The organism is Streptomyces albireticuli, assembly GCF_002192455.1.
GTDB lineage: Bacteria > Actinomycetota > Actinomycetes > Streptomycetales > Streptomycetaceae > Streptomyces > Streptomyces albireticuli_B.
Map to the genome: position 1 here is coordinate 7,109,712 of NZ_CP021744.1, position 14,347 is coordinate 7,124,058.

The 14,347-nt window shown below is 71.9% G+C and carries 14 protein-coding genes; 9 read left to right on the plus strand and 5 right to left on the minus strand.

All coding sequences use genetic code 11. The annotated features are described in order from the left end of the window. Positions 1-79 precede the first annotated feature (79 nt). Positions 80-670 (minus strand): TetR/AcrR family transcriptional regulator, encoded by a 591-nt coding sequence (locus SMD11_RS30630; protein ID WP_087929531.1) that lies wholly within the window; start codon positions 668-670, stop codon positions 80-82. A gap of 92 nt (positions 671-762) precedes the next feature. Between SMD11_RS30630 and SMD11_RS30635 the strand changes: the two genes are divergently transcribed. From SMD11_RS30635 to SMD11_RS30655, 5 genes are all read left to right on the plus strand, one after another. After that, positions 763-1,191 carry a nuclear transport factor 2 family protein gene (locus SMD11_RS30635; protein ID WP_087929532.1) on the plus strand — a complete coding sequence of 143 codons (429 nt, stop codon included), beginning with the start codon at positions 763-765 and terminating at the stop codon, positions 1,189-1,191. Then, complete coding sequence (locus SMD11_RS30640; protein ID WP_087929533.1) at positions 1,188-2,069, plus strand: NAD(P)H-binding protein; 882 nt, start codon at positions 1,188-1,190, stop codon at positions 2,067-2,069. The genes SMD11_RS30635 and SMD11_RS30640 overlap by 4 nt, the downstream gene beginning before the upstream one ends. Positions 2,070-2,184: 115 nt before the next feature. After that, positions 2,185-3,489: a phosphatase PAP2 family protein gene (locus SMD11_RS30645; RefSeq protein ID WP_087930827.1), complete on the plus strand. Its 1,305-nt coding sequence runs from the start codon at positions 2,185-2,187 to the stop codon at positions 3,487-3,489. Between the two features lie 239 nt (positions 3,490-3,728). Then, positions 3,729-4,613 (plus strand): signal peptidase I, encoded by an 885-nt coding sequence (lepB, locus tag SMD11_RS30650; RefSeq protein WP_087930828.1) that lies wholly within the window; start codon positions 3,729-3,731, stop codon positions 4,611-4,613. A gap of 175 nt (positions 4,614-4,788) precedes the next feature. Further along, on the plus strand, positions 4,789-5,955 hold the full coding sequence (locus SMD11_RS30655) for a serine hydrolase domain-containing protein (RefSeq protein WP_087929534.1): 1,167 nt from the start codon (positions 4,789-4,791) through the stop codon (positions 5,953-5,955). Positions 5,956-6,070: 115 nt separating this feature from the next. Here SMD11_RS30655 and SMD11_RS30660 read toward each other — a convergent pair whose 3' ends face one another. Then, complete coding sequence (locus SMD11_RS30660; RefSeq protein ID WP_087929535.1) at positions 6,071-6,694, minus strand: TetR/AcrR family transcriptional regulator; 624 nt, start codon at positions 6,692-6,694, stop codon at positions 6,071-6,073. 71 nt (positions 6,695-6,765) lie between these two features. On the opposite strand from SMD11_RS30660, the gene SMD11_RS30665 reads away from it, so the two are divergent. Next, positions 6,766-7,530 carry an SDR family oxidoreductase gene (locus SMD11_RS30665; protein WP_087929536.1) on the plus strand — a complete coding sequence of 255 codons (765 nt, stop codon included), beginning with the start codon at positions 6,766-6,768 and terminating at the stop codon, positions 7,528-7,530. A 73-nt stretch (positions 7,531-7,603) separates the two neighbouring features. Here the strand turns inward: SMD11_RS30665 and SMD11_RS30670 are convergent, their stop codons facing one another. Next, a complete protein-coding gene (locus SMD11_RS30670; protein ID WP_087929537.1) occupies positions 7,604-8,005 on the minus strand; it encodes a hypothetical protein in 402 nt (133 codons plus the stop codon). Positions 8,006-8,489: 484 nt separating this feature from the next. Here SMD11_RS30670 and SMD11_RS30675 point away from each other — a divergent pair, with 484 nt between their 5' ends. Both SMD11_RS30675 and SMD11_RS30680 read left to right on the plus strand, forming a co-directional pair. After that, the gene (locus SMD11_RS30675; RefSeq protein ID WP_324614787.1) at positions 8,490-9,932 is read left to right on the plus strand and encodes a hypothetical protein; all 1,443 of its coding nucleotides are present in this window, start codon (positions 8,490-8,492) and stop codon (positions 9,930-9,932) included. Continuing rightward, positions 9,929-10,555, plus strand: a complete 627-nt coding sequence (locus tag SMD11_RS30680) for a UbiX family flavin prenyltransferase (protein ID WP_159395406.1) — start codon at positions 9,929-9,931, stop codon at positions 10,553-10,555. Before SMD11_RS30675 ends, SMD11_RS30680 begins: the two co-directional genes overlap by 4 nt. On the opposite strand, the gene SMD11_RS30685 is transcribed toward SMD11_RS30680, so the two are convergent. Then, positions 10,552-11,415 (minus strand): LysR family transcriptional regulator, encoded by an 864-nt coding sequence (locus SMD11_RS30685; protein ID WP_087929538.1) that lies wholly within the window; start codon positions 11,413-11,415, stop codon positions 10,552-10,554. The genes SMD11_RS30680 and SMD11_RS30685 overlap by 4 nt on opposite strands. A 137-nt stretch (positions 11,416-11,552) precedes the next feature. Between SMD11_RS30685 and SMD11_RS30690 the strand changes: the two genes are divergently transcribed. Then, complete coding sequence (locus SMD11_RS30690; protein WP_087929539.1) at positions 11,553-12,152, plus strand: short chain dehydrogenase; 600 nt, start codon at positions 11,553-11,555, stop codon at positions 12,150-12,152. 125 nt (positions 12,153-12,277) lie between these two features. Here the strand turns inward: SMD11_RS30690 and SMD11_RS30695 are convergent, their stop codons facing one another. Beyond that, complete coding sequence (locus tag SMD11_RS30695) at positions 12,278-14,344, minus strand: iron ABC transporter permease (protein WP_087929540.1); 2,067 nt, start codon at positions 14,342-14,344, stop codon at positions 12,278-12,280. Positions 14,345-14,347: the final 3 nt, after the last annotated feature.

The following is a 14,347-nucleotide window of genomic DNA, read 5'->3' on the forward strand; positions in this document are numbered from 1 at the left end:
GTGACGTGGGTCTTCGGTGGCTGCCACGTACCTCCGGCGTGACACTGTCACCGATCGGTCATCACCTCGCCGGACGGTCTCACGCGGTCCCGGTGAGAACCCCGGCGGTGAACTTCGCCAGCCGTTCCCGTAGTTCCTCGCGCGGCATGTCCTTCTCGTCGGTCAGGTAGGAGACGAGGTCGGCGCGGGTGGCGGCGAGGAGGGCGTGGGCGGTGAAGTCGCTGTCGGCCGCTCCCGGGACACCTTCCAGCAGGTCGCGGAGCAGGGTGTGCCAGCGCTCGTAGTGTGCCGTCCGGTAGGGGCTGTCCGTGCCGGTGCCCTCCAGGGCCTGTGCGAGGTGGCGGTTGTCGAGCTTGAAGCACAGGACGGCGTCGAGCAGGGCCGGCACGCGCTGGAGCGGTGGGGTGGCGGGGCCCAGCGGTGGCGGGCCCTCTTCGACGGCGGTCCTGAGGGGTTCGAGCCGGGCCTCGTACAGCGCGCGGATCAGCCCCGTGCGGTCGCCGAAGGCGCGGAAGAGCGTCCCCTTGCCGACGCCGGCCGCCGCCGCGATGTCGGCCATGGTCACTTCTTCGGGACTCCGGCAGCCGGCGAAGAGGGCGTCGGCCGCCGCGAAGACGGCCGCCCGGTTGCGGACCGCGTCCTTGCGTGGCTTGCGTTCGGGTTCGGGCACGGGGTTCCTCCGGTTGCGATACGGACCGGCGGTCCGTATCTTTGCCAGGAGAAGCGGACCGCTGGTCCGTATCGTACGGGACGGAGAACCCCATGCCCGCGACCACCTCGCCGGCGGAGCTGTACCGCCACAGCCTGAGCCTGCTCCTCGACAAGGACATTCCCGCCTGGGTCGGCCTGTGGGCCGAGCACGGAGTGATGGAGTTCCCCTTCGCTCCGCCGGGGTGGCCCGGGCGGCTGGACGGGCGGGAGGCCGTCGCCGCCTACATGCGCGACTACCCCGACCACATCGACCTGCACGACTTCCCCGACCTGAAGATCCACGAGACCGCCGACCCCGGCACCCTCGTGGTCGAGATGCGCGGGGTGGGCCGCATGGTCACGACAGGAAGCCCCTTCGACATGACCTACATCGCCGTCGTGACCGTCCAGGACGGGCGGTTCACCTCTTACCGCGACTACTGGAACCCTCTCGCCGTCCGTACGCCCGGCATGGACCTCATGGGGAGCGGTGCCCGATGACCGTCACCGGCAGTGTCACCGTCCTGGTCACCGGCGCCACCGGTACCACCGGCGGCCGCACCACCGCGCGGCTGGTCGCCGCCGGCCACCGCGTCAAGGCCGCCGGCCGACGGGGCACCCCGCTCCCGGGCGCGGAGCCGGTCGTCTTCGACTGGTACGACCCCGCCACCTTCGGCACCGCCCTCACCGGAGCCGACGCCGTGTACCTCGTCCCGCCCGTCGGTGACCCCGACCCGGCCGCGGTCATGCTGCCCTTCCTGCGGCAGGCCCGCGCCGCCGGTGTCCGTCGCGCCGTACTTCTCAGCTCCTCGGCCATCCCCGAGGGCGGCCCGGCGGCAGGAGCGGTGCACCGGGCCCTGCCCGGTCTGTTCGAGCAGTGGGCGGTGCTGCGGCCCTCCTGGTTCATGCAGAACTTCACCGGCGCGCACGCCCACGCCGACAGCATCCGTGAGCGCGGCGTCATCCAGACCGCGGCCGGGGCCGGCCGGGTCGGCTTCGTCGACGCCGACGACATCGCCGCCGTCGCCGCACACGCCCTGACCGACGACCGCGCCCCCGGTACCGACCTGATCCTGACCGGGCCGGAGGCGCTCGATCACGACGGCATCGCCGCGATCGTCAGCCAGGTCACCGGCCGCCCTGTCACCCACCACCGCCTGACCTACGACGGCATGCGCGACCGGCTCACCGCACTGATGCCGCCGGAGTTCGCCACGATGCTGGCCGACATGGACCGGGCCATCGCCGAGGGCGCCGAGGACCGTACGACCGACGCCGTCCAGCGGCTCACCGGCCGCCCGCCGCGCGATTTCCGGACGGTCGCCGAACGGGAGCTGTCCCCGCACCGGAAACCCGCGCCATCCGGGCACGAAGAGTGACCTCTTTGACTAACATCTCGCACGTCGGTCAAACAATTGATACGGATAGTATCGGCGGGTGCTTTCGCGAATAAACTGCCGAAATAGGTTCGCCGCGTGGCGTCGACCACGGACGATCCTGTGGGCCACGGCCGGCGTGGTCGCCCTTGGCTTCCTCGTCACGCTGGAGATCGCCGCACGCCACTACACCGGTCAGCCGGGGCCGATCACCAATCAGGTGAGAGAGGTGATATTCGCCCCCAAGCCAGGGCCGCTGTACGGCGGTATGGCACTGATGATGGTGGTGCTCACCTGGCGGCAACGGTTCATCGCGGCCGGTGCCGCGATCGGTATCGACGTCGTCTTCGTGCTGGTGCGGTGGGCGGTCGACGCGAAGACGCCCGACGGCCACTTCTTCGGCAACGGCGCGCTGTGGGTGATCCTGGGCTGCGCGGTCATCGCCTTCACACGCCGCACCGGCAAGGAACGCGCCCTGCTGCTGAAGGGCGTCGGACTGGGCCTGCTGCTGGTGGCCGGCCGCAAGACCGGTGACACCTGGCTGCTCATCACGGCGAAGACCCGCTCGACGGTGCTCGACGAGTACGTGGCGACCGCCGATCACGCGCTCGGCAATCCGTCGTGGCTGGCAGGCCGGATCCTCAAGGCCACCGGCCCGGTCGGCACCCATGTTCTCGACCTGGTCTACGCGCAGCTCGCGGTGGCCGCGATCGTCGTCGCGCTGTACCAGCTGCGCAACGTGGCCGCCGAGCGCCGCTTCCCGAGCCACCACCTGGTGCGCACCTTCCTGGTGATCGGCCTCCTCGGGCCGGGCATCTACATGATCTTCCCGGTGGTCGGACCGATCTTCGCCTTCGGCCCGGGCACCTCCGGCACCGGCGGTCTGCACTGGGCGGTGGCCGACCTGTGGCCGGACACCCCGCTGTCGATCGGCACCCCGCACCCGGTGCCGTACGACGGGATCACCCCGCGCAACTGCATGCCCAGCCTGCACACGGCCTGGGCCACCGCGATCTTCATTCACTCCCGCAAGGGGCCACGCCTCCTGCGCTTCGCGGGGGCGTTCTGGCTGGTCGCCACGCTCAGCGCCACGCTGGGCTTCGGCTACCACTACGGCGTGGACCTCGTCGCCGGTGTGGTGTTCGCGCTCACGGTCGAGGGAGCGCTGCGCTCGCTCGACCGTGGCTGGGACCGGTCGGGAACCCGGCTGGTCTCCTATGGGGCAATCGTCTTCGCCGCCCTCCTGGCGTCCTACCGCTATCTGCCGATGGAGATGGCCGAGTATCCGTGGGTGTTCGGCCCCCTGCTCATCCTGGCGATGACCTCGGTGATCTACGGCTACGTACGGACCACCAAACTGTGGGAACGGGAACCGGAGGCCGCACCGGTGCGCCGACCGGAACCGCAACCAGAACTGGTGTGAGCCGCGCTCCGGGTGCGGTGCCGGAAGGGCTCCGACCCTGACCTCGCGTCAGGGTCGGAGCCCTTCCGCGTGACAGGCAACCCCTCGGCGGTGCCCTGCCCCGAGGCGGTGGCGCACTTCACGACCGGCCGTCATCCCTCCTCGCATAGGGTGACATTGCCGGAACATCCCGCTCGATCAGGAGTTCCGGGACCCGCGCCGCGGACGGAGCGGGCGAGGGCCGAGGCGAGGAGCGGATGGTGGGGGACGTGGTGGCCGGCGAGCGGTCGGAGCGGGACGGGCCGGGGGAGAGGCCCGGGAAGCCGGCGGGGAAGGCGAGGAGGTGGGGGAGGGCCGGAAGGCCCGGGAAGGCGCAGCGGCCGCTGTGGAAGGAACTTCCCCTGCTCATCGTGGTCGCGCTGGTGCTGGCACTGCTGATCAAGTCCTTCCTGGTGCAGGCGTTCTCGATCCCCTCCGAGTCCATGCAGAACACCCTGCAACCGGGCGACCGGGTCCTGGTCGACAAGCTGACCCCGTGGTTCGGCGCGAAGCCCGCCCGCGGCGAGGTCGTCGTCTTCCACGACCCGGGGCAGTGGATGAGGAATCATCCGACGCCCGAGCCCAATGTGGTGCAGAGGGCGCTGGGCTTCGTCGGGCTGATGCCGTCCGCCGGCGAGAAGGACCTGATCAAGCGGGTCGTGGGCGTCGCCGGCGACACCGTCGAGTGCGAGGGCGCCGGCCCGCTGAAGGTCAACGGAAAGCCGCTGGAGGAGCCCTACGTCTTCCCCGGCGACGTGCCGTGCAGCATGAACCCGGAGAGCCGGTTCAAGGTAACGGTGCCCAAGGACCGGCTGTGGGTGATGGGCGACCACCGGCAGGACTCGGAGGACTCCCGCTTCCACCAGGAGGAGGAAGACAAGGGCTTCGTCCCCGTGGACAAGGTGGTGGGCCGCGCCGTCGTCATCGCCTGGCCCGTCGACCGCTGGGACACGCTCTCCGTTCCCGCCACGTTCGGCCAGAAGGGCATCGACAAGGCGGCTGCCGCCGCGCCTACAGCGGTGGCCTTCGTAGGGGCCGTCCCTTTGGTCCTGGTGCGCCGCCGTCCGGTCTCCCGCGGCAAGTCCGGCGGTACGAGCCGGAGCTGACCGGACGCCGGCATCCTGACCCGCGTAGCCGACGGTGGGCTCACGCCTCTCAACCACTCCTGCACTGACCGCGGTCTTGGTACACAAGCGGCCCTCCCGCAACGCGGACGGTGACTCCCGCGGTTGCCTCCCGGGCCGTACGGACGCCGCTTCGGACGACTGTGAGGAGTGCGCGATGGCGTTACGGAAGAGCACGAAGGCCGGAGTGGCGGGGGTCGCGGTGGCCGCCACCGCCTTCGTGGCGCCCGCCCAGGCAGCGACGCACACGCCCCCAGCGGGGTCCGGACACCGGGCCACGCAGCGCGCGATGGACGAGGCCGTGAAGGCGGGCGTCCCCGGCGTCACGGCCCAGGCGCGTGACACCGGAGGTGTCTGGAAGTCGGCGTCGGGCGTGGGTGACCTGACGTCAGGGGCACCTCGCGGGAAGAACGACAAGTTCCGCGTCGGCAGCATCACCAAGACGTTCGTGGCGACCGTCCTGCTCCAGATGGAGGCGGAAGGGAGACTCGACCTCGACGACACCGTGGAGCGCCGGCTGCCCGGCGTGGTGCGGGGCAACGGCAACGACGGCCGCGAGATCACCGTCCGGCAGCTGCTCAACCACACCAGCGGCCTGTTCGACTACCTGGCCGACGAGGAGTACGCCAGGACGTACACGCGGGGCGACGGCTACCTCGGACACCGCTACGACACCCTGCCGCCCGAGAAGCACGTGAAGGTGGCGCTCTCCCACAAACCCCTGTTCAAGCCCGGCGCCGAGCACTCGTACTCCAACACCAACTACATCCTCGCGGGGCTGATCGTCGAGAAGGCCGGCGGGAGGCCGTACGAGGACGAAATCCGCGACCGCGTCATCAGGCCACTGGGGCTGAAGAACACGTCCAACCCCGGCAACAGCATCCACCTGCCCCGGCCCAGCAGCCGCGGCTACTCCAAGCTGTTCGCGTCGGCACCCGACCGCATCGACGACATCACCGAGAGGAACGGATCGCAGGGCTGGGCCGACGGCGACATCATCTCCACCGCGGGCGACCTGAACCGGTTCTACGGCGCCCTGCTGCGCGGCGAGCTGCTGCCGCCGAAGCAGCTGAAGGCGATGAAGACCACCGTTCCCGCCGCCCCCGGTTCCCCGTACACGTCCTACGGGCTCGGCCTCGCACGGCTCAGGACGAGCTGCGGCACCACGCTCTGGGGCCATGGCGGAGGCATCCTCGGGTGGCTGTCGATGGCGGTGACCACCGAGGACGGCCGCCACCAGCTCGCCTACAACTACAACGGCGACTGGGACGCGTCGTCCCTGCTCAAGATCGTCGATGCCGAGTACTGCCGCACGTCGTCCTGAGAGCGGCGGCCGGCCGGGTCCGCCGTCTCGCACCCCGCCCGGCACCGGGCGTACTGAGCCACGTGGGGAGGGACGCTCGGCACCGTTCGCTTCGGCGAGTGTGCGGAGGTCCTTCTCACGCGTCCGGGACGGGGGCGAGCACGTCGTCGCCGAACGCGGCGGCAAGGGCCTGCGCGATCAAGCCTGGCAGGTCGGTCCGGCCGTCGTCCTCGGCCCAGCGCACCAGCGCCGTGTGCATCGCGGCAAGGCAGGCGCCGGCCGCCGCCTGGGCGCGGAACGCGGTGCCGGGGTCGGTGGCTTCGTTTCCCAGGGCTTCGACGATCGCCTGCTGAAGGGCGTAGTGGTTGTCCAGGTGCCTGGCCCGCAGGGCGGGGGTCGAGATCATGAGCCGGAGGCGGGCCAGCAGGAACTGGGCGTTCGCCGTCGGCTCGTCGCCGGTCAGCGCCGCCGCCGAGTCGACGAGGGCGGCGCCGATGCGGCGGACCAGGGGCCGTGAGGCCGGTGAGGCGGCGATCCGCTCGGCGACGAGCCGGCCGTTCTGGTCGATGAGCACCAGGTCTTCCTTCGTGGGGAAGTGCCGGTACAGGGTCATGGGCGACACGCCCGCGGCTTCGGCGACGTCGGTCATGGCCGTGGCGTCGTAGCCGCGCTCGGTGAACAGACGCACCGCGTGCGCCTGGATCGCGCGCTGCGTCTCGACTCGGCGTTGTGCGCGCAGTGTTGAGTGCTGGTCGGGCATGTGGTAGACCCTACCGGAGTGGTAGTGACTACCAAGTTGGTAGACGCTAACAGCCAAAGGGGTGGGGCGGTATGAGCGATCTGACGGGCAGGACAGCTCTGGTGACCGGGGCGTCGCGCGGCATAGGGAAGGCGATCGCGGTCCGGTTGGCGGTGAAGGGGGCCGTGGTCGTCGTGCATTTCGGCACGGACGAGGACGGCGCGAGGGCGACGGTGGACGAGATCGGGCGCGCCGGTGGGACCGCGTTCGCCGTCGGGGCGGAACTGGGCACGGACGACGACGTCGAGACGCTTTTCGCGGGGGTCGAGGCCGGCCTGGCCGGGCGGCCGCTCGACATCCTCGTCAACAACGCGGCGGCCGCGCCCGCCGGCCCGATCGGCGTCACGACGCGGCAGGAGTTCGACCACCTCTTCGCGGTGAACGTGCGAGCGCCGTATTTCATCATCCAGCGAGCGCTGCCGTTGCTCCGCGACGGTGGCCGCGTCATCACGATCTCGTCCGTGGCGACCCGGATGGCCAACCCCGCCCAGACGTCCTTCGCCATGACGAAGGGCGCGGTCGAGACGATGAGCAGGACCCTGGCCAACGAGCTGGGGGCGCGGGGGATCACGGTCAACGCGGTCGCTCCCGGCGCCACCAGGACGGCGGCCAACGGAGCGTTCTTCGAGGCGCCGGGCCTGGCCGAACGCATCGCCGGCATGACAGCGCTCGACCGGCTCGGCGGGCCCGACGACGTCGCCGACGTGGTCGCGTTCCTCGCCTCCGGCGCCGCGCGCTGGATCACCGGTCAGGTCATCGACGCGAGCGGTGGCCTGTTCCTCGGGCCGCGCGCCTGAGGGCGAGCCCCGAGGGGAAACCCGCCCGGCGGTGACGAAGCCCCTCTCCTGGCGGCAGGAGAGGGGCCCGGGATCACTTCTTCCGGCGCTTGCGGGGCGCGGGAATGGTCGGTGCCTCGGTTTCGCGGGCGCCGGCGAAGAAGGGCGCCATTACCTCTTCGTACTGCCTCAAGGATTCGGGACCCAGGTCGATTTCGAGCCACTTGGGCACCTGGATTTCCTTGATTTCCGTCACCGGGGAACCGTCTTCGTCCACCTCCCCCGTCAGGTCCTCCATTTCCTCGGTCACCGTCACGGCGAACTTGACCGTGGTCAGATTGTCGGTCACCTCGGGGGCGAGGTCGTCGAAGTCGATCCGCTTGACGAAAATCGGGGTCGTGATCGCCTGACCGCTGACCTCGATCGTCTTTACCCCTTCCTCCACGTTGGGCTGGCCCTTGTGGGATTCGTCTACCTCAATGAATTTGGTGCCCATGGATGGCGCCTCTCCTTTTTGCCGGTGTGCGCGTAAAGTCTAGTGGAGCAAGGGCTGTTGACGCCAATTCAGAGGAAGGGTGTTCCGGCCCGGGGCGGGTGTCTCCTGCCGGTCACCGGCAAAGGGTGCAAGTCTGGAGCGCGGGGAAGGAAACGGACTCCGAAATCGGTCGGCAATTTGACCGGCCGGCTCTTTTCGTATCGGAGGAGGGGCCGTGCCGGAGGAGACCGGTCGCCCCTCTCAAAGGGCTTACGGATACCTACCCTTTGGTGAGAGCTGTGCGTCCCGCGCGTCGGATACGCCGCCCGCCCTCGCCGACCGGGAGGCCTCGACGCGGCAGGAGGGGTTGACGCGGGACGGCGTCGCCCTGCCAACTGATTCCGCATCAACTCTCTTGTCACGTCCGACCCATCAGGACGAAGCCACCACCCGAACACCGCTGTAGGAACGCCGTCGTGAACGCCCCGACCGAGGAGCGATTCGTATGCCGCATGCCTACTACTGCGCCAAGTGCAAGAACGAGCAGACCGACCCGTCCCACGCCGAACGCCTCGCCGGCATCCTCGGGCTGACCCTGTGGTTACCCAAGGACGAGGCCGATTCGTTCGGATTCCCCGACGGCGCTCTCGCGTGCCGGCAGGCCATCGACGAAGCCGAGTGCGTCATCTGCCAGCCGCCGATCGGCCGTGACTGCGCCTGGGAACTCGGCTACGCCGCGGGCGCCGGGAAGAAGATCTACGTCATCGGGCCGCTGCCGGAGGACGACTGGATGACCAAAATAGACATCCACCATGTCGACCCGGCCGCCCTGACGGCCCGCGTCCGGCCGCCTCGTGCCGACGACGGGCGGGCCGGTGCCCCGGCGTTCATGGCACAGGGCCGAAGAGACGACGGCGACCTGTCGCACCGGCGGCCGTCGCCGGCCGGGGACGCGCGCACCAGGGTGGCGGCGATCGACTGCGGCACCAACTCGATCCGGCTCCTCGTGGCCGATCTGCCCTCGGCGGGCCACGGCCCGGACGCGCGCATGTCCGAGGTGGTGGAACGGTTCGACATCATCCGCCTGGGACAGGACGTGGACCGCACCGGGAGACTGGCGCGGGAGGCCGTCGGCCGCGCGCGTGCGGTCCTGACCGATTACGCGGCGCTGATCACCGCGTTCGGCGCCGAGCGCGTGCGGATGTGCGGCACCTGGGTGACGCGTGGCGCCGCCGACGGCGGGGAGTTCCTGGCCCTGGTGCGCGACACGCTCGGCTTGACGAGCGAGGCGCTGTCCGGCGGACAGGAAGCCCACCTGGCCTTCACGGGCGTCACCCGCGCCCTGGCGGACCGGGCCGGGGCCCCGTATCTGATGGCCGACATCGGCGGTGGCTCGACCCAGTTCGCGCTCGGCTCCTCGGACGCCGAGCACGCCGTCTCCGCCGACCTCGGATGCGTACGGATCGCGGAACACCACCTGCGCACCGACCCGCCGGCACCGCGGGAGATCGCCGAGGCCGAACAGGCCGTCGAAGCCGGGCTCGACAAGGCGCTGGAGGCGTTGCCGGGATGGCAGGACGCCACCCTGATCGGGGCCTCCGAGGCGGTCACCACCGTGGCGGCGATCGCCTGGGAAGGGGCGTCCCCCGCACCCGGATCCCACCCAGGGCGGCTGAGCTACCGCGACGTGGACCGGGTGGTGACCGAACTGCTGGGGTCCACGGCCGCGCAGCGGGCCCGGATGCCCGGCATGCACCCGGGCATGGTGGACGTGATCGTCGCGAGCGCGCTGGTGGTGCGGGCCACGATGAAGCACCTCGGCAAGGAGACGATGGTCGTCAGCCGGCACGGACTCCTGCACGGCATCGCCTGGTCGCTCGGCGACCGGCCACCGCACACCGCTTCCCCCGTGGCGGTCGCGGTCGACGACGGAAAGGCGCGGCCGTGAACATCGTCGTCAGCATGACCGGCGCGTCGGGTGCCGTCATCGGCGTCCGCACGCTCCAGGCACTGCGGGCGCTGGACGTCGAGACCCACCTCGTCCTCACCCGGTGGGGGCGCGCCCTGGTGGAGTACGAGACCGACCGCACCGTGCGGGATCTGCGCGAGACGGCCGACCACGTCCACGGGCCCGGGGACCAGGCGGCCGCGATAGCCAGCGGCTCCTACCGGACCGACGGGATGATCATCGCCCCGTGCAGCATGAAGACGCTGGCCGCGATCCGGGCGGGGTACGCCGAGGACCTCGTCGTACGGGCGGCCGATGTCACGCTCAAGGAGCGGCGGAAACTCGTCCTCGTCCCCCGTGAGACACCACTGAACGAGATCCACCTGGAGAACATGCTGGCCCTGGCCCGCATGGGAGCCCTGATCCTCCCTCCGATGCCGGCCTTCTACAACCACCCCGAGACCATCGACGACATCGTCATGCACCTCGTGGCCCGCATCCTCGACCACTTCGGCCTCGAACTCCCCTCCGCCTTCCGGTGGAAGGGCGGGCTCGACAGGCCTGAGGTCGAGCCCGCGACGGACGACCCGGTCGCGGACCCGGTCGCGCCGTCCGGAGCCTAGGCGCTGACGACCTCCCGCACCGCCGCGAGGAACTCCTCCGTGCGCGGGTGCGTGGGGTGGGCGGGCCGGGCGAGGTAGACCGTGGCGGCGGGCGCGTCGTCGACCGGGACGAAGCGCACCCCCGGGTGACCGTGGCTCTCCGCCGTGCCGGCCGCGCCGACGCCGAACGCGCCACCCGTGGCGATGAGGTTCAGCCACTCGTCGACGTTGCGCACCTCGACCGTGCGGTCCGGGCGCCGCGCCGGGGGCCAGAGGTCCACCGAGGCGGTGCCGGTGTCCGGCCACAGGGCCAGTGGGAGGGCCGGGCCGGAGGTGAGTTCCGCCAGGCGCACCCGCTCGCGGGCCGCGAGCGGGTGGTCGTCGGGCAGGGCGGCGACCCGGTCCTCGGTGTAGAGGGCCTCGGTGCGGATGCGCGGGTCGGCGGGCACGGTGCGGAGCACCGCCACGTCGGTGTCACCGGTGGCCAGGCCCGCGGTGCTGTTGTCCTGCCGGACGACTTCGAGCGGCGCGTGCGGATGCGCCCGACGCCACGAGCGCAGCAGCGGGACGGTCTGCCGCCCGAGGACCGCGCACGTGTAGCCGAGCCGCAGCGGCCGGTCGACGGCCCGGGTGTCGGCGAGCGCCGCGTCGAGGTGGGCGAGGATGGCGCGCCCATGCCCGAGGAGGGTCTCCCCGGCCCGGGTCAGGTCCAGATGGCGGGAGGAGCGGTCGACCAGCCGGACCCCGACGCGCGCCTCCAGCTGGGCGAGCGTGCGGGAGAGGGCGGGCTGCGTCATGTGCAGCCGGGCGGCAGCGGCGGTGACGGTGCCGGCCTCGGCGATGGCGGCCAGGGCCTTGAGATGACGCAGTTCCACATCCATGCGTGGGAAGCATAGTCGCTGCCCGGACGGCATTTCCGGGGGCGGAGCGCGGTCCGTAGCGTCGGATGCGCCGGGTGGTTCGCCCGGTCTCCCCGGGGCGTTCCCGGGGGGTTCTCCAGACATTTGGACGGTGAGCCATGAGGATTCTTCTGGTCGGCGCGGGTGGCACGCTGGGCTCCGCGGTGCGCGAGGCGCTCGCGGAGCGCGGGCACGAGGTGGTCGGCGTGGGCCGCACGGGCGGTGACCTGGTCTGCGACGTCACCGACCCGGAGGCCGTGGCCCGGATGTACGCGCAGGCCGGCCCGCTGGACGCGGTGGCCGTCGCGGCGGGTGACGCCGTGTTCAAGCCGCTGGCCGAGCTGGCCGCGGACGACTTCGCGGCGACCTTCCGCGGCAAGGCCCTCAGCCAGTTGGAGCTGGTCCGCCAAGGCGCCAGGCACGTGGCCGCGACCGGCTCCTTCACCCTGGTCAGCGGCATCCTCACGGAGGAGCCGATCGTGGCCGGGTCCGCCGCGTCCGCGGCCAACGGCGCGGTCGAGGCGTTCGTACGCGCCGCCGCGATCGAGCTCCCGCCGCAGCGGATCAACGCGGTCAGCCCGACGGTGGCCGAGGAGTCCCTGCCCGCCTACGGTCCGTTCTTCGTGGGCATGGAGCCCGTCCCGGCGGCACGTGTCGCGACGGCGTACGTCCGCTCGGTCGAGGGGGCGCGGACGGGGCAGGTGTACCGGGTGCGCTAGAGGCCGGCTCCGGCGGGCCACGGGAACGCGGCGGTCATCGCGGTCACGTTCCGCGGACATGCCGACGCCGGGGACCCCGTACAGGGTTCCCCGGCGTCGTAGGAGCGGGCGAAGGCGTGCGCGTCCTACCGGCGCCCGCGCATGAGCAGGTGGAGGAAGTACGGCGTGCCGATCACCGCGGTCATCAGGCCGGCGCCCAGCTGGGCCGGTGCGATCACGGTCCGGCCCAGCATGTCCGCGGTGCAGACGAGCAGAGCGCCCAGGAGCACCGAGACCGGGATCACGCGGACGTGCCGGCGGCCCACCAGGGCGCGGGCCGCGTGCGGTGCCACGAGGCCCACGAAGCCGATCATGCCCGCGGCCGCCACGGCGGTGGCGCTGAGCAGGACGCTCAGCACGAGGAAGCCCAGGCGTCCCCGTGCCGGGTCGAGTCCCAGGAGTCTCGGGGTGTCCTCGTCGAGCGAGACGAGGTCGAGCTCGGTGCGGTTGAGCACCGCGACGAGTACGCCCACGGCGAGGACGACCGCGAGCGGCGCCGCGTCGGGCAGGGTCCGCCCGTAGGTGGAGCCCGAGAGCCAGGTGAGGGCCTTCGTCGCGTTGAACGGGTCGGTGAGGACGATGATCAGGCTGATCAGGGCGGAGGTGCCGGTGGCGGCGCCGAACCCGACGAGGACCAGCCGGTTCTGCTGGAACCCGCCCCGTGCCGCGAGTCCGAAGACGACGGCGGAGACGACCGCGGCGCCCGCGAACGCGGCACCGGCGATGCCCCACGAGCCGACCGACGGCACCGTCGTCACGACGAGCACGGCGCCGAGGGAGGCCCCGCCGGAGACGCCCAGGGTGGCGGGCTCCGCGAGGGGGTTGCGGGTCACGGCCTGGACGAGCGTTCCGGCCAGGGCGAGCGCCGCGCCCGCGAGGAGCGCCGCGACGACCCGGGGCACGCGGGTGTCGAGGACGAAGCCGACGGTCCGGCCCGCACTGCCCTGGGCCCAGTTCACCACGTCGCCCAGGAGCAGTTTGCTGTCGCCCAGCAGGACGGCGGCGACCGTCACGCCGACGAGCGCCACCGCCAGTACGGCCGTGGTGGTCAGGAAGACGGTCCTGCTCCGGATGCGCAGCCGGTCGGTCGCGGTGGCCCCGGCGGTGTCCTTGACCCGGGTGGCCATCACGATCAGGAGCACGGCGCCGGCGACGCTGGTCGCGACGCCCGTCGGCACGGCGACGGCCACGTCGGCCGGCACGAAGGCGCGCAGGAGCACGTCCGAGCCGAGGACCAGCACCGCGCCGGCCAGGCCCGCGACCGGAATGCCCGAACGCGCGCGGGTGAACGCGCGGACCCTGCGGGCCACGGGGCGGACGAGGGCGGGGGCGCACAGGCCGACGAAGCCGATCGGCCCGGCGAGGGTGACGGCCGCCGCGGAGAGCAGCGTCGCGAGCACCACCACCGTGATCCGGGTGGCCCGGACGGGGACGCCCAGGCCCCGGGCGGCGTCGTCGCCGAGCGCCAGGGCGTCGATGCGGCGGGCGACGAGCAGCAGCCCGACGAGTCCGACGAGGCCGACCGGCGCCGTATGGAGCACGGCGTCGAAGCCGTGCTGGGCGATGCTGCCCTGGTTCCACTGGTAGAGGCCCTCGGTCTGCTGGGGGAACAGCAGGAGCAGCCCCTCGGTGACGGCGGTCAGGCCGAGGGTGAGGGAACTGCCGGCGAGGACGAGCCGTACGGAGCCCGTGCCCAGGCCGGACAGGCCGAGCACGACGGCCGCCGCCGCGAGGCCGCCGGCGAACGCGACGCCGGAGTGGGCGACGAGGGGGAGCGAGACGCCGGTGACCGAGACCAGCCCGAGGGCCAGGTAGGAGCCGGCGTTGACCGCGAGGGTGTCGGGGGAGGCGAGCACGTTGCGGCTGACGGCCTGGAGGGCGGCGCCCGCCATGCCGAGGACGACGCCGACGAGCAGTCCGGCGGCCATCCTCGGCAGCCGGGAGGAGACGACGACGGACGCGTCGCCCGGGTCCGCCCGGCCGGTGAGCGCCTTCCAGATCTCGGAGGCGCCCACCGAGGCGGTGCCCTGCGTGATGTCGGCGAGCGCGAGGCCCACGAGGAGGAGGACCAGAACGGCCACCGCCGTGGCCGCGCCCGTCCGGGAGGCGGCCGCCGGCGGACGGGTGGCGGGAGGTGAGGCGGTGACGGTCACGGT

Excerpts from the sequence above, each read along its gene's own strand:
- SMD11_RS30635 (WP_087929532.1), top strand. The coding sequence starts at position 763 with ATGCCCGCGACCACCTCGCCGGCGGAGCTGTACCGCCACAGCCTGAGC.
- SMD11_RS30640 (WP_087929533.1), top strand. The coding sequence starts at position 1,188 with ATGACCGTCACCGGCAGTGTCACCGTCCTGGTCACCGGCGCCACCGGT.
- SMD11_RS30655 (WP_087929534.1), top strand. The coding sequence starts at position 4,789 with ATGGCGTTACGGAAGAGCACGAAGGCCGGAGTGGCGGGGGTCGCGGTG.
- SMD11_RS30660 (WP_087929535.1), bottom strand. The coding sequence starts at position 6,694 with ATGCCCGACCAGCACTCAACACTGCGCGCACAACGCCGAGTCGAGACG.
- SMD11_RS30665 (WP_087929536.1), top strand. The coding sequence starts at position 6,766 with ATGAGCGATCTGACGGGCAGGACAGCTCTGGTGACCGGGGCGTCGCGC.
- SMD11_RS30670 (WP_087929537.1), bottom strand. The coding sequence starts at position 8,005 with ATGGGCACCAAATTCATTGAGGTAGACGAATCCCACAAGGGCCAGCCC.
- SMD11_RS30675 (WP_324614787.1), top strand. The coding sequence starts at position 8,490 with ATGCCGCATGCCTACTACTGCGCCAAGTGCAAGAACGAGCAGACCGAC.
- SMD11_RS30685 (WP_087929538.1), bottom strand. The coding sequence starts at position 11,415 with ATGGATGTGGAACTGCGTCATCTCAAGGCCCTGGCCGCCATCGCCGAG.
- SMD11_RS30690 (WP_087929539.1), top strand. The coding sequence starts at position 11,553 with ATGAGGATTCTTCTGGTCGGCGCGGGTGGCACGCTGGGCTCCGCGGTG.